The following is a 22,433-nucleotide window of genomic DNA, read 5'->3' as shown; positions in this document are numbered from 1 at the left end:
TAATAGAGGGACGATGTTTATGTGGAGACAGAACTGTGAGCAAACAACCGATCATCGCCGAACAGGTCGACGTGAATAAAAAGATCCCGTGTGAAAAAAGCCCGCAAGAGCAACTCGCGATCATGGAAGCCTACACCCGGGCATTTCAGTCAACGCCGGAGCGCTTTGCGCGTGAAGTTCGCTGCCTGCAGGAACTCTATCCCACGTTGTTCCGCCGTCCCTTCGCCGACGATCTTATTCTGGGGCGTGTCGACGCGCTGCCGATTGGCTTTGGTTGCGTCACTTCGGTGGGCGGCGTTGGTCACTACTGCCATTTTGCGAAGTTAAGCCAGTTGCGGGACACGCTGGAAACCGAGGCCCTGCGGGAGAGGGTTGATGCGCTTGAGCACTTCTGGCGCGAGTATGACACCCGTACGGTCTATTTCCGTCAGGCGCTCACCGGCGACACGCTGGGCAAGTTTGTCGATGTTAACTTCCCGGCGATTGCTACTGCGCGTTTAAGCGGGATGTATCTGGATTACCCACAACTGATGGATCTGGGGATTGGCGGGCTGCTTTTGCGCATTGACCAACAACAGAAACTGGCTGAAAGCGTGAAGGATGAGACGGCGATTCAGTTGTACCAGGCCTTTCACGATGTGCTGGGCATTTTGCAGCAGGTGATTGACCGACACATTCAGCTTGCCGCAGAGGAAATGGTGAATTGCACGGATACCGATCGCTGCCGGCATCTGGTGCTGTTAATGAGTGAACTGGCGGCTATCCGCAGTGATAAACCGGCCACCTTTATTCAGGGGATTGAGTTGAGCTGGCTGTATAGCCTGTGCGCGGGCGTGGTGAACTATGGGCGCATGGATGACTATCTTGGCGATCTGCTGGTGGCGGATTTTCAGGCCGGGCGACTTACCGAACGGCAGGCTATTGACTGTATTCGCTCCCACTATCGTCTGATTGAAGCGCGTAAAACCACGGTGAATGGCCGTGTTGTCGTCGGCGGGAAAGGGCGACGTAACCCGAAAAATGCTGATGTCTATTGCCGGCTGGCGATTCAGGCCGTCGAGGAAAATGGCGATACGGAACCGCAATTTACATTGCGTATCTATGACGGGATGGACACCGCTATCTGGCAACAGGCGCTGGCGGTGATTGGCACCGGTTTGACCTATCCCATCCTGTATAACGATGACGTGAATATTCCGGCGGTGATGAACGCCATGCAGGTGCCGGAAGCGGAAGCCGAGCAGTATGTTCCCTTTGGCTGCGGCGAGTTCGTACTGGCCGGAAGGAGCGTCGGCACGCCGAACACCTGCATGAACTTACTTAAAATTCTCAATATTTCGCTCAGCGGCGGCATTGATTTTTGGGATGGCAAAGAGAAAAGCGGTGGCGTGGCATTCATTCAGCCCGAACAGATAACCTGCTTTGATGATGTGCTCAGTAACTATCAGCGCCTGCTGGATTACTACATTGACACCACGGCACGCGCCCAGGCGTTGTCTTATCAGGTGATGAATGAGCAAGTCGGGTTTTTATTCACCTCACTGCTGACGGCAGACTGCGTGGCGCGCGGCAAAGCCCTGCTTGATGGCGGCGTGCGTTACCTGGGCGGGACTAACGAAACCTACGGAAACACCAATGCGGCAGATTCCCTGACCGCCATCAAACAGGTCATTTTTACCGAACAACGCTACAGCTATATGACGCTGATTGCGGCGCTGAAAGCGGATTTTCAGGGGTACGACGACCTGAAACGCGCGCTGATTGCCGCGACGAAGTTCGGTAATGACGACAATGCCGCCGATGACCTGGCGGTGATGCAGCATCGCTATGTCTGCAACGGCGTGCGTGACGCGGCGAAGCGGGTGGGGCTGGACAGCTATCTGGTGGTGATCATCAACAACCAGGTCAATACCGAATGGGGGCGTGCCACCAGCGCCTCGGCGGATGGGCGGCACAAAGGCATTTATATGAGCAATGCCAACAACCCACAAAGCGGCGCGGATAAAAATGGCCCGACGGCGATGCTTAACTCGTTGCTGAAACTGGAGGCGAAATATCACGCCGGTTCGGTACAAAACATCAAGTTCAGTAAAGGGCTCTTCAACTCCCGTCGTCCATTGGTTGAGGCGTTGATGCACTCGTATTTTGAGCGGGGCGGGCCGCAACTGATGGTCAGTGTGGTAGGCAAGGGCGAACTGGAGGCGGCGTATCAGCACCCGGAACAATACCCCAACCTGATTGTGCGGGTCGGCGGATTCAGCGCGCGTTTCGTCAATCTGGACAGAGATGTTCAGCAGGAAATCCTCAACCGTACGCTTAACGACTGAGGTGCGCGATGAGCGAGACGGGTACGATTTTTGATATTCAGAAATTTTCTCTTCACGACGGGCCAGGGATCCGTACTACGGTATTTCTGAAAGGCTGCCAGATGCGCTGCGTCTGGTGCCACAATCCCGAATCGCTGAGGGCGGAAAAACAACTGGCGTTTATGGCGCATAAATGCCTGCAATGTCAGCGATGTGCTGAGGTTTGCCCGCACAATTGCCACCAATTTGTCCAGGGTCGGCATGAGATTGACTACTCTGCCTGCCAGGCGTGCGGACGCTGCGTTGAGGCGTGCCCGGCGCAAGCGCTTAAAATCTACGGTCAGACCCGGGATGTTGACGATATCATCGCCGAGGTCATTAAGGACAAGCCCTACTTTGAGAAAACGGGGGGGGGAATAACGTTATCCGGGGGAGAGGCGATGTTCCAGTTCCCCTTTGCGTTGGCACTTGCAAAAGCGGCGAAAGCCGCGGGTTTGCACGTCTGCATTGAAACCAACGGCGCATCGCGCCCTGAGCGCTATCGTGAAATCGCCCCGTGGGTGGATCTTTTCCTGCTCGATTATAAAGTGACTGATGCACGTGCGCATAAATCGCATACCGGTATCGCCAAACGCGTGGTGGAGACGACACTGGAAACGCTCAATGAGATGGGCGCCAGGGTTATCCTGCGCTGTCCGCTCATTCCGGGGTATAACTTCAATGATGAGCATCTTGCGGCGATCCGCGCTATCACCGCCCGTTACGACGCGATCCAGCATAGCGAAATATTGCCATACCATAATTTAGGCATGGCGAAACATCGTGAGTTGGGGCAGATCCCGGTGTGCACGATTGCCGTACCGGACGACGCGACTGTGGCGAAAGCGCTGGACGTTCTGAATCAGGGGGGAGGAAAAGCGGTGCGTCGGGGGTAGAGGCAGATTCCGCAAGCAGAATTTACGCAGGATTTAAACGGCGTGATTAAAAATATTTCACGATATCCTACTGTTAACCGTTTCAGCGGAAGGCACCTTTCTTGAGACAATTGCGTGATGGTGGTATCGTTTAGCGCTTTTTAAAAATATCGACAACCTTTAAGGGGATTTTCGTAATGCGTATCATTCTGCTTGGCGCTCCGGGCGCGGGTAAAGGCACTCAGGCTCAGTTCATCATGGAGAAGTATGGTATTCCGCAAATCTCCACCGGTGATATGCTGCGTGCCGCAGTGAAGTCGGGTTCCGAGCTGGGCAAACAAGCAAAAGACATCATGGACGCCGGTAAACTGGTGACCGATGAGCTGGTTATTGCACTGGTGAAAGAACGCATCGCTCAGGAAGACTGCCGCAACGGTTTTCTGCTCGACGGTTTCCCTCGCACGATTCCGCAGGCTGACGCCATGAAAGACGCGGGTATCGTGGTCGATTATGTTCTCGAGTTTGACGTACCGGACGAGCTGATTGTCGATCGCATCGTCGGTCGTCGTGTTCACGCGGCATCTGGCCGTGTATACCACGTCAAATTCAATCCGCCGAAAGTGGAAGGTAAAGACGATGTGACCGGCGACGAGCTGACCACGCGTAAAGACGACCAGGAAGAAACCGTACGTAAGCGTCTGGTCGAATACCATCAGATGACTGCGCCGCTGATCGGTTACTACCAGAAAGAAGCCGAAGCGGGCAACACCCAATACGCGAAAGTTGACGGTACTCAGGCCGTGGCTTCAGTGCGTGCTGACCTGGAAAAAATCCTCGGTTAAGTTTTTCGCGTAGTGAACCTCTTATCAGGCCTGCTATTATCTTGTAGGCCTGATAAGCGCAGCGCCATCAGGCAATCGGTGCCGGATGGCGGCGTAAACGCCTTATCCGGCCTACCGGCATCGTTAGCGCCATCAGGCAAATTCCCGTCTTACCTCTCGCAGCAATTAGTTCTTCTTCCTCACTTTTCCGCTACAATTCTCCGCAATATGAATGGACAAGAGGCGGTAATGCGTCAGACGAAAACCGGTATTCTACTGGCTAACCTTGGCACTCCCGATGCCCCAACGCCTGCAGCGGTCAAACGCTATCTAAAGCAATTTTTAAGCGACACACGCGTGGTCGATACCCCCCGGCTGTTATGGTGGCCGCTCCTGCGCGGTGTGATTTTGCCACTGCGTGCGCCGCGCGTGGCAAAACTCTACCAGTCGGTCTGGCTGGAAGAGGGCTCTCCGCTGATGGTCTACAGCCGCAGGCAACAGCAGGCGCTGGCCGAACGGCTTCCTGACACGCCTGTCGCATTGGGGATGAGTTACGGTTCGCCCTCGCTGGAAAGCGCGGTTGACGAACTGCTGGCCAATAGTGTGGATAACATCGTGGTCTTGCCGCTTTACCCGCAATATTCCTGCTCGACGGCCGCTGCGGTGTGGGATGAACTGGCGCGCATTCTGGCGGGGAAACGGCGTATTCCGGCGATCTCTTTTATTCGCGATTATGCTGACGACCGTGCGTATATTGACGCGCTGGCACATAGCGCGCGCGCCTCCTTTGCCCAGCATGGCGAGCCGGATTTACTGCTGCTCTCTTATCACGGTATTCCCCAGCGTTACGCCGATGAAGGTGACGACTACCCCCAGCGTTGTCGTGATACCACCCGGGAACTGGTTTCTGCGCTCGGCGTCGCACCTGACAAAGTCATGATGACCTTTCAGTCGCGCTTTGGGCGTGAACCGTGGCTGACGCCGTACACCGACGAGACGCTAAAAATGCTGGCTGAAAAGGGCGTGGGGCATATTCAGGTCATGTGCCCGGGATTTTCGGCAGATTGTCTGGAGACGCTGGAAGAAATCGCGGTGCAGAATAAAGAGGTCTTCCTCGACGCAGGCGGTAAAAAATATGAATATATTCCGGCGCTTAACGATGCGCCAGAACATATCGAAATGATGGTAAAACTGACGGCGCCTTATTGCTGAGCGTCACCCAGTTGCTGTGTGAAGTACTGTGCGCCATCGCGCAGAGCATCATCGGCCGCTTTCATCATCCGTGAGTAGTGCAAAAAGGCGTGGAGCGTACCGGGGTACATTTTGTATTCGCAGGGCTGCTGATGCGCCTGTAACGTCTGGTGCAGCAGGCGGCTGTCATCAATTAAGGGATCAAACTCCGCTCCGGCAATAAAGCACGGCGGCACATTGCGCGTCAGGTCGTTGTTAAACAGACAGTAGTACGGCGATTCGCGATCGTCTGCGTCACGCAGATAGGCCTGTTCATAATTCTGGAGATCCTGACGGGTTAACCCGTCCCAGTCGCCGCCAAACAAACGGCGGCTCACCGAATCCTGCAATCCATACAGTCCGTACCAGAGCAGAACCCCGACCACCTCACCGCAGACAATGTGCTTGTCACGTAGCCAAAGTGCGCTGGCGAGCGACAGCATGGCGCCTGCGGAATCTCCGGCAAAACCGATTTTCTGCATGTTGAGCGAGAACGCGTTCGCATGTTGGTGGAAGAACTGACAGACGGCGGCGGTTTCTTCAATCGCCTGCGGATATCGGGCTTCCGGCGACAGGGTGTAATCGATGCCAATAACCGTACACTGGGTGTAATGCGCCAGGAGCCGCATAATCCGGTCGTGGGTGTCCAGATTGCCGAGAATAAATCCGCCGCCATGCAGGTAAAACAGGGTGGCTTTGCTCTCAGGCTGTGGAAAGTAAAGGCGCGTGGCGATCGCCCCAAACGGGGTTGGAACCGCGTATTCTCGGGTGTTCATTTCTGGCGCATCGGCATTCCAGAACTGCCGTTCGCGGGTGTAGTGTTGGCGCTGAGCGTTGATATCGCCATTCACGGGCCAGGGCGGCAGGTTTTCTTGCTGAAAGTTCGCCACGACGTTCATTTCAGGTGAAATGCGCGCAAGGACGGGGATTTTGTTTTCCGGTTTCATAAAACGCTCCTTGTGAAAGGTATCCATTGTAGAAACTGTCGCCCGAGAAACTGCGATCCCGTCGTCCGATATTGAAACTCTGCCTCACGTCGCGCGATAAGGAAGGAATGTGCTACCATTCTTCGCTCCGTTAGCCACCCCGTAAAAACGACCATGAAATTTCCCGGTAAACGCAAATCCAAACACTATTTCCCCGTTAATGCGCGCGATCCGCTGCTGCAGCAAATACAACCCGAAAACGAAACCAGCGCGTCATGGGTCGTGGGCATCGATCAGACCCTGGTGGACATTGAAGCCAAAGTCGATGACGACTTTGTACAACGTTATGGATTGAGCGCCGGACATTCGCTGGTCATTGAAGATGATGTTGCGGAAGCGCTGTATCAGGAACTGGTTCGCGAGGATCTGATCACCCATCAATTTGCGGGCGGCACCATCGGTAATACCATGCACAATTACTCGGTGCTGGCCGATGACCGTTCCGTTCTGCTCGGTGTGATGTGCAGCAATATCGAGATTGGCGGCTATGCCTATCGTTATTTGTGCAATACCTCCAGCCGTACCGACCTGAACTATTTGCAGGGCGTTGATGGCCCGATTGGTCGTTGCTTTACGTTGATTAGCGAGTCTGGCGAACGCACCTTTGCGATAAGCCCTGGATACATGAACCAACTGCATGCGGACAGTATTCCGGAGTCGGTGATTGCTGGCGCCTCTGCGCTGGTGCTGACCTCTTATCTGGTGCGCTGCAAACCGGGTGAGCCGATGCCGGAAGCCACCATGAAGGCGATTGAATACGCCAAAAAATACAATGTCCCGGTGGTGCTGACCCTGGGGACGAAGTTCGTCATTGCTGACAATCCGCAGTGGTGGCAGGCGTTCCTGAAAGAGAATGTCTCCATTCTGGCGATGAACGAAGAAGAAGCGCAGGCGCTGACCGGGGAAAACGATCCGCTGCTGGCCTCTGATAAAGCGTTGGATTGGGTAGATTTAGTGCTCTGCACCGCTGGCCCTGTCGGTCTGTATATGGCCGGTTTTACGGAAGATTCTGTTAAGCGCAAAACGCAGCATCCGCTGCTGCCGGGCGCGATTGCCGAGTTTAACCAGTACGAGTTCAGCCGCGCGATGCGCCATAAAGATTGCATTACCCCGCTGCGTATTTATTCGCATATTGCGCCGTACATGGGCGGGCCGGAAAAAATCATGAACACCAATGGGGCGGGCGATGGTGCGCTGGCGGCGTTGTTGCACGATATCACCGCCAACAGTTATCACCGTGCCAGCGTGCCGAATTCCAGCAAACACCAATTTAGCTGGCTGACCTATTCGTCGTTAGCACAGGTGTGTAAATATGCCAACCGCGTGAGCTATCAGGTACTGAACCAGCATTCGCCACGTTTAACGCGCGGTCTGCCGGAGCGTGAGGATAGTCTCGAAGAGGCATACTGGGAGCGTTAATGTTGTTTGCCCGGTGGCGCTATCGGGCAAGCATGTAGTCACGTAGGCCGGATAAGGCGTTTTCGCCGCCATCCGGCAATATTGCCCGGTGGCGCTATCGCTTACCGGGCCTACAAGCCGAGCCAGGCCAGGGATTATCCCGTCACCACGTTGCCTGCGGGGGGCGTTTCCAGCCACGTAGGCCGGATAAGGCGTTTTCGCCGCCATCCGGCAATATTGCCCGGTGGCGCTATCGCTTACCGGGCCTACAAACCGAGCCAGGCCAGGGATTAACCCGTCACCACGTCGCCTGCGGGTGGCGTTTCCAGCAGTTCCAGCATGGTGCGGGCGATTTCGCGCTCGCCCATGACCACCTGATTCGCACCCCGTTCGGTAATGTATTCCACTTCATCGTCATAATGCGCGCGGGCGATAATTTCGATATCCGGGCATTTTTCACGCGCGGACGCGACAATCTCACCGGCTTCATAACCGTTTGGAATGGTCAGAATCAGCCAGCGGGCGCAGTCCAGATGCGCCAGATTCATGATCTCTTCATTGGCGGCGTTGCCTAACACCGCGCGGATCCCACGTTCACGCAGCTCATCAACACGGGTACGCGAGGTTTCGATAACCACCAGCGGAATACCGGCCGCCATTAACTTCTCGCCCAGCAGGCTACCGACGCGGCCAAAACCGACCAGCAGCGCGTGGTTGCAGATATCCACCGGGATCTGCTTCTCTTCTTCGATGGCTTCTTCCAGCGTTTGCTCTTCGAGAGTTTCAGTTTTCGCGAGATATTTTTCCAGCAGTGCAAACAGTACCGGATTGAGCATAATGGAGAGGATCGCACCCGCCAGAACAAGATTCTGCCCGGCTTGCGGCAGCAGATTCAGCGCCATCCCGAGTCCTGCCAGAATAAACGCAAACTCACCGATTTGCGCCAGGCTGGTGGCGATGGTTAATGCAGTACGCTGGGAGTGGCCAAACAGACGCACGAGGAAAAAGGCGGCGACGGATTTACCGAAAATAATGATCGCCAGCGTCGCCAGTACGGCCAGCGGCTGCTGAATCAGAATCAGTGGGTCAAACAACATGCCGACGGAAACAAAGAACAATACGGCAAACGCATCACGCAGCGGCAGCGTGTCATGCGCCGCACGGTGGCTCAGTTCAGACTCATTCAGCACCATCCCGGCGAAGAAAGCCCCCAGCGCAAAGGAGACGTCAAACAGCTCGACCGCGCCAAACGCGATCCCCAGCGCCAGCGCCAGCACGGAGAGGGTAAACAGCTCTCTTGAACCGGTGGCTGCGCTACGCGCCAAAATCCACGGCACCAGACGACGCCCGACCAACATCATAATCGCGATAAACGCGACCACTTTACCGATGGTAATCCCCATGTCGATTGCCAGTGACGCAAAACCGACGTTGTCTTTTTCCATCATTCCGGCCACGGCAGGCAGCAGAACCAGCGTCAGCACCATCACCAGATCTTCAACAATCAGCCAGCCAATGGCGATTTGCCCGCGCTGGCTGTCGATAAGCTGTCGCTCTTCAAGCGCCCGCAACAGCACCACGGTACTGGCGGTGGAAAGACATAACCCAAAGACGATACCGGTCATCGGTGACCAGCCCAGCACTGCGGAAAGCGCCATACCCAGTAACGTCGCCACGGCTATCTGGGCGATCGCACCGGGAATGGCGATGGCCTTTACCGCCATCAAATCCTTCAAAGAGAAGTGCAACCCCACGCCGAACATCAGCAGGATAACGCCAAGTTCCGCCAGTTCAGGCGCAAGTTTAGTATCAGCCACAAAACCAGGAGTAAAAGGACCGGCCAGAACGCCCGCTAACAGATATCCCACCAGAGGAGAAATACGCAGTTTATTGGCAAGCATGCCGAATATAAAAGCGAGCACAAGGCCACCTACAATGGTGGTGATAAGCGGGGTGGCGTGATGCATTCCGTCTCCTTTCTGGGTTGTGTTGATCCATTTTTGGCGTGGAAACCAAAATTCCAGGTAATAGTTTATGACAATTTCAATGTTTATGTTTATGAATAATTGTTGAAATTTGATGAAAAATGGAATTTAAGCAGAAAAACGCACGGATCGGAAAACGACGGGAGTCGATGAACAGCAAAGGCTTACGGTGACTGGAAGTGAGGGCGGCCAAAGTTTGCCTTTGGCCGCAGGAAAATCAGGCTTTATGTCGGTTATCAGGTAGGAATATGGTCAGTATCCCCAGAAGTGGCAGGAAAGCACAGATTTTGTAGACCAAATCGATACTGGTATGGTCGGCAACCAGTCCTAACACGGCAGCACCAAGGCCGCCCATGCCAAAGGCAAAACCGAAAAACAGGCCAGAAACCATGCCGATACGACCCGGAAGCAGCTCCTGCGCATAGACCAGGATGGCCGAAAACGCAGAGGCGAGGATAAAACCAATGATCACGGTTAAAATGCCCGTCCAGTAGAGAGTTGCATAGGGTAAAACGAGGGTAAAAGGCGCAACACCCAGAATAGAGCCCCAAATAACATATTTTCTGCCGATCTTGTCACCCAAAGGCCCGCCAATTACCGTGCCTGCGGCAACGGCAAACAGGAAGGCGAACAGATGTATTTGCGCGTTTTGTACCGATAATCCGAATTTTTGCATCAGATAAAAGGTGTAATAGCTACTGATGCTCGCCATATAGAAGTATTTGGAGAATATCAGGATTAACAGGATACCAACGGCCAGTACCACTTTGTTGCGCGGGAGTGGATTGATAATCGCCGCTTTAGGTTTGCCTTTACTCATCCGGTGCTGTGCGGCGTACCAGCGGCTGATCTGCGCCAGTACCACAATCGCCAGCAGTGCGGCCAGCACAAACCAGGCCACATTACCTTTGCCATAGGGCGCGATGATAATCGCAGCCAGCAAGGGGCCAAGCGAGCTGCCAAAGTTGCCGCCCACCTGGAAGATAGACTGCGCAAGGCCGTGACGCCCACCAGACGCCATGCGCGCCACGCGGGAGGATTCCGGGTGAAACACCGATGAACCCGTGCCGACCAGCGCCGCTGCTAACAGTACCGCGCCAAAACTGCCGGCCATCGCCAGTAATACCAGACCGCTCAACGTGAAACACATTCCAATCGGCAGCGACCACGGCATGGGATGTTTATCCGTCCAGTAACCGACCACCGGCTGGAAGAGCGATGAGGTTAGCTGGAAGGTGAGGGTGATCATCCCTATCTGCATAAAGGTCAGCGAGAATTCGGACTGCAATAGCGGGTAAATCGCCAGGATCAGCGACTGGATCATATCGTTCAGTAAGTGGGAAAGGCTGATGGCGCCTAAAATGCCAAACGATGTGCGTGCCTGAACAACGGGCGCAGACGCGCTCGTTAACGGCTGGGTTGGTTCACTCATTGCCATAGAACGTCACTTCTGTTGTTTTGGTTGCGATGTTGGAGATAGTCTGCGTTGTAATTATTACCTGACTAACATACCTGTGGATGGTGTTTGAAGGAAGTCTCAATTCTGAAAACATTTTCGGCTATTATTTCATATCATTGTAATTTCAGCGGTTGATTTTGGGTCAGGGAGAGAAGAATGAAATTTTTGAAGCGGGGTGTGGCGCTGGCTGTGTTCGCCGCGTTCGCACTGGCGAGCCAGCCTGTGCAGGCGTATGAGAAAGATAAAACCTATAAAATAACGGTTCTGCACGCTAACGATCATCATGGTCACTTCTGGCGTAGCGAATACGGCGAGTACGGCCTTTCCGCACAAAAAACGCTGGTCGACGGTATTCGTAAAGAGGTTGCACAGGAAGGCGGCAGCGTGCTGTTGCTCTCTGGCGGCGATATTAATACCGGCGTTCCAGAGTCTGACCTGCAGGATGCGGAGCCGGATTTCCGGGGGATGAATCTGATTGGCTATGATGCGATGGCCGTCGGGAACCACGAATTTGATAATCCGCTTACCGTGCTTCGCCAGCAGGAAAAGTGGGCTAAGTTTCCTTTTCTTTCTGCCAATATCTATCAGAAAAGCACCGGTGAACGCCTGTTCAAACCCTGGGCTATTTTTAAGCGACAGGATCTGAAAATCGCCGTCATCGGTTTAACTACCGATGATACGGCAAAAATTGGCAACCCGGAGTTTTTCACCGACATCGAGTTCCGCAAACCCGCTGATGAAGCCAGGCTGGTGATTCAGGAATTACAGATCAACGAAAAGCCGGACGTCATTATCGCCACCACACACATGGGGCACTATGACAACGGGAATCACGGGTCGAACGCGCCGGGCGATGTCGAAATGGCGCGAAGCCTGCCAGCAGGGGCGCTGGCGATGATTGTGGGTGGTCACTCACAAGATCCGGTGTGTATGGCAGCGGAAAATAAAAAGCAGATTGATTATGTACCGGGTACGCCCTGCGCGCCGGACAAACAAAATGGCATCTGGATTGTGCAGGCGCATGAGTGGGGGAAATACGTCGGGCGGGCCGATTTTGAGTTCCGTAATGGCGAGATGAAAATGGTGGGCTACCAGCTCATTCCCGTGAATCTGAAGAAGAAAGTGACCTGGGATAACGGGAAGAGTGAGCGCGTACTTTACACCCCGGAAATCGCTGAGAATCAACAGATGCTCTCTTTGCTGACGCCTTTCCAGAATAAAGGCAAAGCGCAACTGGATGTGAAAATTGGCAGTGTGAACAGTCGCCTGGAAGGCGATCGCAGTAAAGTCCGTTTTGTGCAGACCAACATGGGACATCTGCTGCTCGCAGCGCAAATGGCGCGCACCAGCGCTGACTTTGGCGTGATGAGCGGTGGCGGTATTCGTGATTCCATTGAAGGCGGCAATATCACCTATAAAAGCGTGCTGAAGGTACAACCGTTCGGCAACATCGTGGTATATGCCGACATGAGCGGGAAAGAGGTGATTGATTATCTGACCGCCGTGGCGCAAATGAAGCCGGACTCCGGCGCGTATCCGCAGTTCGCCAACGTCAGTTTTGTGGCGAAGGACGGTAAGCTCAATGAGTTAAAAATCAAGGATGAACCCGTTGATCCGGCAAAAACCTACCGGATGGCGACGCTGAGTTTTAACGCCACGGGCGGTGACGGCTATCCGCGAATCGACAATAAACCCGGTTACGTGAATACCGGATTTATCGATGCGGAAGTGCTTAAACAGTACGTTGAGCAGAACTCACCACTGGATGCGAGTACTTACGAACCTAAAGGGGAAGTGAGCTGGCAATAATGGCCGTTGTGCCGGATGGCGCTGGCGCTTATCCGGCCTACGGGGCGCTGCGTGTAAGTCGCCATTCAGCAAAAAATAACCATGGAGCGGGTATGAATCCGTTGTGCCGGATGGCGCTGACGCTTATCCGGCCTACGGGGCACCGCGTGTAAGCTGTCATTCAGCAAAAAACAACCGCGGAGCGGGTATGAATCCGTTGTGCCGGATGGCGCTGGCGCTTATCCGGCCTACGGGGCGCCGCGTGTAAGTCGCCATTCAGCAAAAAATAACCGCAGGGTGGGTATGAATCCGTTGTGCCGGATGGCGCTGACGCTTATCCGGCCTACGGGGCGCTGCGTGTAAGCTGTCATTCAGCAAAAAACAACTATGTGGTGGGTATGGATCCGTTGTGCCGGATGGCGCTGACGCTTATCCGGCCTACGGGGCGCTGCGTGTAAGCTGTCATTCAGCAAAAAATAACCATGGAGCGGGTATGAATCTGTAGGCCGGATAAGACGCTTGCGTCGCCATCCGGCAAAACACTTAATCCCGGCGGGCGATATCGGCGAATTTGGCATTCAGAATAGAGGCCAGATCGCCTGCCGCGAGTTCAATGTCCAGCCCGCGTTTGCCGCCTGAAACAAAAATAGTGGCGAACGTCTGGGCGGGCGCGTCAATCAACGTCGGCAGCCGCTTTTTTTGCCCCAGCGGACTGATGCCGCCCACCAGATATCCTGTCGTACGTTGCGCCACCATCGGGTCAGCCATATCGACCTTTTTGGCGCCCAGCGCTTTGGCGACCTTTTTCAGATCCAACTGTCCGGCCACCGGCGTGACGGCGACGGCCAGTTGTTTCATGTCGCCATTCACGGCAACCAACAGCGTTTTGTAAACCTGATCGGCATTCAATCCTAATTTACGCACCACTTCGTCACCAAAATTTGTTTCATTTGGGTCGTGATCGTAGGTATGGATGTTAAACGGGATCTTGTTCTTTTCGAGCAACTTAACGGCGGGAGTCATAACGGTCCTTCTTACTACAAACGTGATATGCCTTCAGCATACGTCCGAAGACAGACGAAAAAATAGTATAATCTTGCGCAATAGGTATTGGCAGTTGCATCAACTTTGAGCGACAATCGGCAGATCCGGACATGCGTCCGGCATAATAATAAAGATGAAATTCCTCTTTGACGGGCCAATAGAAATATTGGCCATTTTTTTAGCGCATCAGTTCCGGTAAATTCCCTTCGCCATAAAGATGCAGCGCCCCTACCGCGACGACGTACTTGCCGGGAGGCATGGCGTAGAGTTGATCCCGCCAGGCGAGATTACGCTGATGCATCAGCACATCATATAACGACTGACTGAAGGTATTCGGCAGTGTGAGATCGTTATTTTGCGGCGGCGTTTTCAGCCACCAGCTCATCATCTGTTGCAGTAGCCTGGCGTTGGTGTGCCAGTGCGCCAGCGTATCGTTCAGCAACGCCAGACCGTTATCGGGCAACTGACACAGGAGCGCTATCTGACTGGACGCCCCTTCCAGCTCAATAATCGATTTTTGTGCCTGCTTCGCTGCCTGGAGCAACTGGTAGTCAATACCATATTCAGCGCGCAGCCCCAGTTGTTGCGCCTGGGTTGCCTGTAAAACCATGGCGATTTGCCACAGCGGCTGGGTTGAGAAGAGAGACGCGGAGATCCCCAGTTCATCGGTGACTTTATGCAGATGATGCAACTGCTCTTCGCTGATACGTTCTTCCAGCGCGGCAAACGTGGGGAGATTCACAAACGGGGTATCGTCGCCGGAAACATCGGCTTCAACGATTAACGCATCGGCCTGTCTGAGTTTTTTCAGTAATTTAGCAGGGAGGGGCGCCATATCGCGACTGCCCATATGGATACTGCCGACCAGATGAAAATGACGATTACCGGGTAAGACAACGTCGATGGCAGGCCAGGTATAATGGTTACCGCGCAGTGCGCGCCAGAACGATTTTACCCAGTACATCAGATCCATACGACCTCCCTTAGTAGAACTCCATGCTAGCGCGTGGTTCGGGAAGGCGCAATGCGTGAATTGCCGGATGGAGATGCTTTGGCGTCTCATCCGGCCAACCATTTTGCGCGAGCGTTGTAGGCCGGATAAGCGTTAGCGCCATCCGGCAAAGATTTACTCTTTCGGTTTAAACCGTAACAGACGGTTGGCATTGCTCACCACGGTAATCGAAGAGAGCGCCATTGCCGCGCCGGCGACGACCGGGTTAAGCAATGTACCGGTGAGCGGCCACAGAATACCGGCGGCCACCGGGATACCGATACTGTTATAGATAAACGCCCCCAGCAGGTTTTGCTTCATGTTACGCAGCGTGGCGCGTGAGATGGCAAGCGCATCCGCCACGCCCATCAGACTATGGCGCATCAACGTGATAGCGGCGGTTTCAATCGCCACATCGCTGCCGCCGCCCATCGCGATACCCACATCGGCCTGCGCCAGCGCCGGTGCGTCGTTGATACCATCGCCCACCATGGCGACCTGACGCCCCTGACTTTGCAGGCGTTTGATTGCATCGGCTTTGCCGTCCGGTAAGACGCCCGCAATCACCTCATCAATACCCGCCTCTTTGGCAATCGCGTTGGCGGTTGTCGGGTTATCACCGGTTAACATCACCAGACGGTAGCCCGCACGATGCAGACGCTGAAGCGCCGCCACGCTGTCGCTGCGCAGAGGGTCACGTACCGCCAGCAAGGCCGCCGCTTTGCCGTCAATCGCCAACAGAACCGGGGTTGAACCCTGTGACGCACGGGCTGAAATCTCCGCGTCCATTTCAGTAGTATCCACCTGCTGTTCATTTAACAGCGCCTGGTTACCCAGCAGTAGGGTATGGCCTTCCGCTTCACCACTCACGCCTAAACCGCGCAGCGTCCGAAAGCCATTCACCTGCGGCAGCGTTGCCTCTGCGGCTTTTTCCAGAATGGCGCGGGCCAGTGGGTGGCTGGAGCCCTGTTCAAGGGCCGCCGCCAGACGCAGCGCCTGGGCTTCGTCTGTTGTGCCAAAGGTTTTGATCGCCACCACCTGCGGTTTCCCTTCGGTCAGCGTGCCGGTTTTATCAAAGACCACTGTATCCAGCGTACTGGCGCGTTGTAAGGCATCGGCATCACGAACCAGCACGCCAAATTCAGCGGCGCGACCCACGCCGGAAATTATCGACATTGGCGTTGCCAGCCCCAGCGCACACGGACAGGCAATGATCAGCACCGTCGTGGCAATCACCAGCGTGTAGACAATTTGCGGTGCCGGGCCAAAGAAATACCAGATAGCGGCGCTCACTAGCGCAATCACCACTACGACGGGTACAAAGACGGCAGAAATTTTATCGGCCAACTGACCGATTTCTGGTTTGCTGCTCTGCGCCTGGCGTACCATGCGGATAATTCGTGACAGGGTAGTGTGGCTGCCGACCGCGCTGGCGCGGAACAACACGCTACCGTCCTGAACGACCGTCCCGGCATGTACGCTGTCGCCTTCGCCTTTCTGCTGCGGGATGGGTTCACCGGTGAGCATCGCTTCATCCAGCCAGGCTTCGCCCTGGGTGATTTCACCATCGACCGGCACGCGATCGCCAGTGGTCAGTCGCAGTAACATACCGGCCTGAACGTCGGCCAGCGGTACGCTTTTTTCACCCTCTTCGGTGACGACGCGTGCCGTCGGTGGCGTTAAATCGAGAAGTTTTTCCAGCGCCTTAGACGAGCGCTGACGGGCGCGCGCTTCCAGCATGTGTCCGAGGTTAATCAGACCAATTATCATGGCGCTCGCTTCATAATAGAGATGGCGTGCTTCCATCGGGAACCACTGCGGCCACAGGTTGACGCTCATTGAATAGAGCCAGGCTACCCCGGTACCGAGTGCGACAAGCGTATCCATCGTGGCGGCGCCGTTCATCAGGCTCTTCCACGCGCTGCGATAGAAATGGCCGCCCGCAAAAACCATTACCGCCAGGGTGGCGAGGCCAATTGCCAGCCACAGGCTGCGGTTATCGGCACTGACCATCATGTTGTCGCCGATCATCCCCCAGACCATCACCGGTACGCCGACCAGCAGCGCGACAATCGCCTGCCAGCGAAAGCGCTTCATGGTGGCGACGGCGGTCTCCTGCTGGCGTTCCCGGCGTTTTGCGTCATCTTCAATGGCTTCTGCGCCGTAGCCGGCTTTTTCCACCGCCTGCACTAAATCGGCGGCGGACGCGCTGCCCATCACCAGCGCAGTGCGTTCCGCCAGGTTTACCCGTGCCTGCGTGACGCCCGGAACGTTTTGCAACGCATTTTGTACCCGGGAAACACAACTGGCGCAGCTCATGCCGCTTAACAGCAGTTGTTGGCTGTCATCATCGGTCGTTGCTGCCGGAAGCTCAGGAGGGACCGCTGCCAGCGCTTCCGACGGGGTTGATGACTCCGCCAGCGGTTTAGCCTTTGGGTGGCTTAACTCAGCACCATAACCGGCTTGTTTGATGGTTTCGATCAAGGCTTCGGCGCTGGCGCTACCGGTGACGTGCGCTTCAGTGACGGTAACGTCCGCCTGTTCCACGTCCGGGCGTTGCTCAAGACTCTCTTTTACGCGTTTGACGCAGTGACCACAGGACAGGCCGTCCAGGGTCAGGTCGATGGTTTGAGACATAACAAAACTCCTTTAAAATGGTCAGATAGTGATTGACCTGAGTAATCGTATTGACTAACTGTTATAAAGGTTAAACCTTCCATCAAGGGGAAGGTCAAGGGGGAAATGTGAATATTAGCGATGTGGCGAAAAAAACCGGGCTAACCAGTAAAGCGATTCGATTTTATGAAGAGAAAGGGCTGGTGACACCGCCGCTGCGTAGCGAAAATGGATATCGCACGTACAACCAGCAACATCTGAATGAATTGACGTTATTGCGTCAGGCGCGCCAGGTGGGATTTAACCTCGAAGAGTGCGGCGAACTGGTGAATTTGTTTAACGATCCGGGGCGGCACAGCGCCGATGTGAAAAAACGTACGCTGGAGAAAGTCGCCGAAATTGAACGGCACATCAGCGAGCTACAGGCGATGCGCGGGCAACTGCTGGCGCTGGCGGACTCCTGTCCCGGCGATGACAGCGCAGCGTGTCCGATTATCGACAATCTTTCTGGCTGCTGTCATCACAAAGCGCAGGCTTAGTTGCCAGGCTGTTTGAGCATAAACACCACGGTGCCACGATACCAGGGAGAGGTTCTGAGCTGCGCGTCGTCCTGCGCGTCCCAACGTCCGTGTTGCACCAGCCCGAGCTTAAAGGGAATGCGCAGCCGTTGCAGCGCGGGTAAATAGTGCGCGTAGTTGTCGACCGTATGACGCCCCTGATAGCTTTGCACCACCAGTTCATTCACCGGTAGCGCGTTGAGCGTGTCGATATCGCCCGTTTTCGCCCAGTCCAATAATCCGGTCACGCCAAGGGCAAACTCGGGCGGTAACTGCTGGCGCAACTGACGCAAAAAAACCGCATAGTCCGCCAGTTGATGAGTGGCGGCGTCAAAATCGACCTGCAAGCCAATGACCTGGTTGCCCATTTTTTGCCAGCGCTGCATCAGGTGGACAATCCGCGCCGGGATCGCCTCCGGTACGTCAAGCGTGGTAAAACGCACGGTGAGCCAGAGCGTCGGAAACGTCAGACGACTCACCGGCAATCCCAGACGCTGAAAGACCACCTCGCCTGAGCGTGTCAGTACCTCGCCCTGATGCAGGTAGACCGTTTGCGCATTTTTCAGGTCAGCGCTGGCTTTCACGCCAGACCACAGCCAGAACGCCTGGTGTTGGCGGGCATTGACGGTGTCTGCCGCCTGCGACTGACCTGTCAGCAGTGCGATTACCAGTAGTACTTGAGCTTTTGTGCCCACGGACTACCCGGATATTCTGTTTTCAACTGCGTGAACCAGCCTTTGCGCTGTCCTTTATCGACCTCTTCGCCGCCGCACTCGTTCATCCCGGATGGCGAATAACACATGATGGCGCGGTAAAGGGCGTAGCTTTTATCCTCGGGTTCCGCTTTCGGTGAGGCGATAACCTGCTGATAGTAGCTCTGGCGATCATACTGACCATACGGGTGTTTGCGGTCGATGGCCGCCTCCAGCGCCGCGTTTCCCGCACCGTCTTTCCATAAATCGACATGGGTTTGCGTGGTGCGGAAAAATTCGCCGAGGCAGTTGAGGGCATGCGCGTCGTTGGCTTTTTTGCTCAGAACGCCTACCGTTTCACTCAGGCCGCGGCAGACATATCCGGCATCCGCTGCGCTGCCGTCCCAGTCAAAGACGCTCAGATTCACGTCGTCGAAGGCCTCACCGATGACCGGAGGTGTAATCGCCTTCACCCGTTTGATGTCGGTTAACCAGTCGCTAAAACGGTTTTCGGTGAGATCACGCACCAGCAGCGTGTGCAGGGCGATGGTGCGCTCTTCATTATTCGTTCCCTGGCTTGCCAACTGGCGCAACAGTTCAAGTGGGGCCTGTGTTTTTAGCACCCGGGAGCGGAATCGCAGGTTGGTCACCGGACTTTGCGGGGCAAAAATCGCGTTAATCTCGTTGTTATAAACCAGTGTTGCCGCCAGTTTCGCCTGGAGATACTGCTGCTGCTCGTTATCTTTGCTGAGTTTCAGCAACTGTTGCCAGAAATCGCGCGCCGCCTGCCACTGTTGTTGCCCCATCAGCGCTTCGCCGTACAGCACCTGCTCGCTGAAGGCGAGAATATCCTGGGCCGGAAGCTGTTGGGCTGGGGTGACAGCCTGAACGATAGCGGCATAGTTGTCCGTCGCCATCCACAGATTAAGCTGCAGGTTGCGCCAGAGCGGCGCTTTTCCACCTTTCTCAAATACCGGTTTGCTGTTGTCGAGAAGGGCTTGGGTCAGCGTTGGTTTCTGGTCGCTGTTCAGACGCAGCGCGCGTAACAATTCGATGTAGCTTATCTGGAGCGCATCAGGGAATGCTTCCGTGAACGGGGCGTTGTAGAAGCGCATGCCGTACACATTATCGTATTCGGTCACCAGACGACGCAGCGCGTCAGGATCTTCCGCCTGCTGGAATGTCTGCTCATACAATGTTGCCAGTTGCGGCCACGCTTGCTGATACCAGTTGATTCGGCGCAACATGCCGCGAGCTGAATCGGCATACAGGCCTTGCGGCCAGCGTTGCAGATAATGCTGTGCGGCTTCCTGCGCCTGCTTCGCAAACTGCTGGTCTATCTTGCTGATATCAAAATCGCCGTATTCGCCGGTACTGTGCTGGCTACTTTTGTTCAGCGCCGTACGCATCAGCATGTATTGCGCTGTCTCTTCCAGCCATGGATTTTTGCTGTTCGCCAGGGCGGTGAAATCCTGCTCTGCGGATTTGTAATCTTCAGTGTAGAAATAGGTGGCACCGGTCAGATACGTTTTGTACAGCAGGGCAGAGGAATTCGCCGGAAGCGTTGCAAGTGCTTCAGAAACTTGCCCCGCAGTGGCGCCGCTCCAAATCCCCATGCGCGCCTGCGCCAGCGCATGACGTTGTTCCGGCGTCAGCGTAGCGTCATTGATAAGCGCCGCGAAAAACTGACTCACGCCGTCGCTGCTGTTCGAGACGTAGCGGTTTTCCAGTCCGCTGTCGTTTTCGCTCAGACGCGCTACCTCTGCCGGATCGAGTTGCAACGCCGTCGCTTGCTGAGTCAGCGTCGGGTTCTCGCTGGATGTCGCGGTTGGCGCTGTGGGGGCGCTCACGGCGTCCCATTGCGGATGATAGGCAAAATAGTAATCGCGGGAACGGGTGATATCCGCAGGCATCGACTGCACCGGGAGTGCGAATGATTTTGCTTCGCTGAATAAGCGCAGCAGGTTGTCGCGGGTATCATTTCCGGGAGTCAGTACGGGAACGCCTTTCAGCAGGCAGTTTTTGCTGCTCCACGTACAGTCCTCGATATCGAAAGAGGCAAATGCCTGTGGCGCACCCGCCAGCAGCGCGCAGAGGGCGAGTGTTAGGGGAGTCTTCCTGGCCATAATAGTCTTTATTCCCTGATGATTATTGTTCTGATGACGCCGATTTGATTTTCAACGTAATGCCTTCTACGGCGATGACTTCGACATGCGTACCGGCAGTGAGATCCTGTTCGGCGCTGACGGGCCAGGAGCTGTCGCCGACCCGCATGTGACCACGCCCGTTGACCAGCGTAGTCTCCAGAATAAACCGGCGGCCAACCAGTTGTTGCCCGCGTTGATTGAGATGGCTGTCTGACGGTTTTTGCTCGCTGACGCGCCGCGTCAGCCACTTCCACCAGAACCACGCTGCCAGCAGGGTTAACACGGAAAACAGCGTTCCCTGCCACTCCCAACCGAGTGGCAAGAGCCAGACCGTGAATCCGGTGATCACCGCCGCCACGCCGCTCCAGAGCAGATAGCCGTTACCGCCGAGCATCTCAGCGGCCAGCAACAGACCGCCGAGACTGAGCCAAAAAAGATGCGGATGTAACAGGATCATCTCTATCATGGGTTTTTCCGTTCGCTGGCGCTGTCCTTAATCAGTTCGGTGATCCCGGCGATGGAGCCCATCAGACTGCTGGCATCGAGCGGCATCATCACCACTTTACTGTTGTTAGCCGAACCAATTTTTTGCAGCGCTTCGGTGTATTTCTGCGCCACGAAATAGTTGACCGCCTGAATGTTCCCGGAGGCAATCGCGTCGGAAACCATTTGCGTGGCGCGGGCTTCCGCTTCGGCGGAACGTTCGCGGGCTTCTGCCTGTAAAAATGCCGACTGACGATCACCTTCGGCGATCAAAATTTTGGACTGTTTCTCACCCTCGGCTTTGACGATCTCCGCCTGGCGGATCCCCTCGGCTTCGAGGATATAGGCACGTTTGGTACGTTCCGCTTTCATCTGTGCGTTCATGGCGTCGATCAACTCCGCCGGGGGACGAACATCGCGGATTTCAATGCGGGTAATTTTGATCCCCCACGGGTTGGTGGCTTCATCAACAATGTGCAACAGGCGGGTATTGATGTTGTCGCGCTGGGAAAGCATTTCATCAAGCTCCATCGAGCCCAGCACGGTACGGATGTTCGTCATGGTCAAATTGATGATAGCCAGTTCCAGATTACTGACTTCATACGCGGCTTTCGGCGCATCAATCACCTGAATAAAACAGACCGCATCAATCGAAACGTTGGCGTTATCTTTAGAGATAACCTCCTGCGATGGAATGTCGAGAACCTGTTCCATCATATTGATTTTTCGTCCAATGCGATCCATAAACGGCACCACCAGACTCAGACCCGGCTGCAACGTTTTGGTATAGCGACCAAACCGCTCTACCGTCCACTGGTATCCCTGCGGAACGATTTTGACGCCAGCACCGACAATCACCAGTGCGACGAAAATAAGAATCGGGATAAAGATAAGCATCGATAAACCTCCTGTAGTGTTGTCCATGTTAAATACGATTTTTATTGTCTCTGTTAATCAATTATACCTGATTAATCATAGTGAGTTACCTCCTGGTCATTAGAGGGATACACTACATT

General features: G+C 55.0%; 17 protein-coding genes. 7 read left to right on the top strand and 10 right to left on the bottom strand.

Going from position 1 to position 22,433, the window contains the following annotated elements; all coding sequences use genetic code 11:
- Positions 1-35: 35 nt before the first annotated feature.
- The 4 genes from ACO7SM_RS16165 (at position 36) to hemH (ending at position 5,253) form a co-directional block, all read left to right on the top strand.
- Positions 36-2,327: a pyruvate formate lyase family protein gene (locus ACO7SM_RS16165; protein ID WP_490468375.1), complete on the top strand. Its 2,292-nt coding sequence runs from the start codon at positions 36-38 to the stop codon at positions 2,325-2,327.
- An 8-nt stretch (positions 2,328-2,335) separates the two neighbouring features.
- Positions 2,336-3,241: a glycyl-radical enzyme activating protein gene (locus tag ACO7SM_RS16160; protein ID WP_490468374.1), complete on the top strand. Its 906-nt coding sequence runs from the start codon at positions 2,336-2,338 to the stop codon at positions 3,239-3,241.
- A 176-nt stretch (positions 3,242-3,417) separates the two neighbouring features.
- The gene (gene adk / locus ACO7SM_RS16155; RefSeq protein ID WP_192611422.1) at positions 3,418-4,062 is read left to right on the top strand and encodes an adenylate kinase; all 645 of its coding nucleotides are present in this window, start codon (positions 3,418-3,420) and stop codon (positions 4,060-4,062) included.
- A 228-nt stretch (positions 4,063-4,290) separates the two neighbouring features.
- Entirely contained in the window at positions 4,291-5,253 is a 963-nt protein-coding gene (hemH, locus tag ACO7SM_RS16150; RefSeq protein WP_490468373.1) for a ferrochelatase, read from the top strand.
- On the opposite strand, the gene aes is transcribed toward hemH, so the two are convergent.
- Positions 5,244-6,218 (bottom strand): acetyl esterase, encoded by a 975-nt coding sequence (gene aes, locus ACO7SM_RS16145; RefSeq protein ID WP_490468372.1) that lies wholly within the window; start codon positions 6,216-6,218, stop codon positions 5,244-5,246. The genes hemH and aes overlap by 10 nt on opposite strands.
- A 153-nt stretch (positions 6,219-6,371) precedes the next feature.
- Between aes and ACO7SM_RS16140 the strand changes: the two genes are divergently transcribed.
- Positions 6,372-7,676: an inosine/guanosine kinase gene (locus ACO7SM_RS16140; RefSeq protein WP_490468371.1), complete on the top strand. Its 1,305-nt coding sequence runs from the start codon at positions 6,372-6,374 to the stop codon at positions 7,674-7,676.
- A gap of 269 nt (positions 7,677-7,945) precedes the next feature.
- Here the strand turns inward: ACO7SM_RS16140 and ybaL are convergent, their stop codons facing one another.
- Together ybaL and ACO7SM_RS16130 are read right to left on the bottom strand one after the other, a co-directional pair.
- Positions 7,946-9,622, bottom strand: coding sequence for a YbaL family putative K(+) efflux transporter (ybaL, locus tag ACO7SM_RS16135; RefSeq protein WP_490468370.1), 1,677 nt, complete (start codon positions 9,620-9,622; stop codon positions 7,946-7,948).
- A 235-nt stretch (positions 9,623-9,857) separates the two neighbouring features.
- Positions 9,858-11,078, bottom strand: a complete 1,221-nt coding sequence (locus ACO7SM_RS16130; protein WP_490468369.1) for an MFS transporter — start codon at positions 11,076-11,078, stop codon at positions 9,858-9,860.
- A 177-nt stretch (positions 11,079-11,255) separates the two neighbouring features.
- On the opposite strand from ACO7SM_RS16130, the gene ushA reads away from it, so the two are divergent.
- Positions 11,256-12,908 (top strand): bifunctional UDP-sugar hydrolase/5'-nucleotidase UshA, encoded by a 1,653-nt coding sequence (gene ushA, locus ACO7SM_RS16125; protein WP_490468368.1) that lies wholly within the window; start codon positions 11,256-11,258, stop codon positions 12,906-12,908.
- A gap of 522 nt (positions 12,909-13,430) precedes the next feature.
- On the opposite strand, the gene ybaK is transcribed toward ushA, so the two are convergent.
- The 3 genes from ybaK to copA all read right to left on the bottom strand — a co-directional run bounded on the left by ybaK (position 13,431) and on the right by copA (position 17,559).
- Positions 13,431-13,910, bottom strand: coding sequence for a Cys-tRNA(Pro)/Cys-tRNA(Cys) deacylase YbaK (gene ybaK, locus ACO7SM_RS16120; RefSeq protein ID WP_490468367.1), 480 nt, complete (start codon positions 13,908-13,910; stop codon positions 13,431-13,433).
- Between the two features lie 199 nt (positions 13,911-14,109).
- A complete protein-coding gene (locus ACO7SM_RS16115; RefSeq protein ID WP_490468366.1) occupies positions 14,110-14,904 on the bottom strand; it encodes a TraB/GumN family protein in 795 nt (264 codons plus the stop codon).
- Between the two features lie 153 nt (positions 14,905-15,057).
- Complete coding sequence (gene copA / locus ACO7SM_RS16110) at positions 15,058-17,559, bottom strand: copper-exporting P-type ATPase CopA (RefSeq protein ID WP_490468365.1); 2,502 nt, start codon at positions 17,557-17,559, stop codon at positions 15,058-15,060.
- A gap of 107 nt (positions 17,560-17,666) precedes the next feature.
- Between copA and cueR the strand changes: the two genes are divergently transcribed.
- Positions 17,667-18,077 (top strand): Cu(I)-responsive transcriptional regulator, encoded by a 411-nt coding sequence (cueR, locus tag ACO7SM_RS16105; RefSeq protein ID WP_490468364.1) that lies wholly within the window; start codon positions 17,667-17,669, stop codon positions 18,075-18,077.
- On the opposite strand, the gene ACO7SM_RS16100 is transcribed toward cueR, so the two are convergent.
- The 4 genes from ACO7SM_RS16100 to ACO7SM_RS16085 are packed head-to-tail and all read right to left on the bottom strand — an operon-like array spanning position 18,074 to position 22,314.
- Positions 18,074-18,790: a DUF3142 domain-containing protein gene (locus tag ACO7SM_RS16100; protein ID WP_490468363.1), complete on the bottom strand. Its 717-nt coding sequence runs from the start codon at positions 18,788-18,790 to the stop codon at positions 18,074-18,076. The genes cueR and ACO7SM_RS16100 overlap by 4 nt on opposite strands.
- Positions 18,760-20,913 carry a PA5441 family protein gene (locus ACO7SM_RS16095; protein WP_490468362.1) on the bottom strand — a complete coding sequence of 718 codons (2,154 nt, stop codon included), beginning with the start codon at positions 20,911-20,913 and terminating at the stop codon, positions 18,760-18,762. Before ACO7SM_RS16095 ends, ACO7SM_RS16100 begins: the two co-directional genes overlap by 31 nt.
- Positions 20,914-20,935: 22 nt before the next feature.
- A complete protein-coding gene (locus tag ACO7SM_RS16090) occupies positions 20,936-21,400 on the bottom strand; it encodes an NfeD family protein (RefSeq protein WP_490468361.1) in 465 nt (154 codons plus the stop codon).
- Positions 21,397-22,314, bottom strand: coding sequence for an SPFH domain-containing protein (locus tag ACO7SM_RS16085; protein ID WP_192611436.1), 918 nt, complete (start codon positions 22,312-22,314; stop codon positions 21,397-21,399). Before ACO7SM_RS16085 ends, ACO7SM_RS16090 begins: the two co-directional genes overlap by 4 nt.
- Positions 22,315-22,433 lie beyond the last annotated feature (119 nt).

Source organism: Citrobacter sp. LJND-P06, from assembly GCF_058188415.1.
Note: the sequence above shows the minus strand (reverse complement) of the source record. Positions and strands in the feature narration are given on the sequence as shown.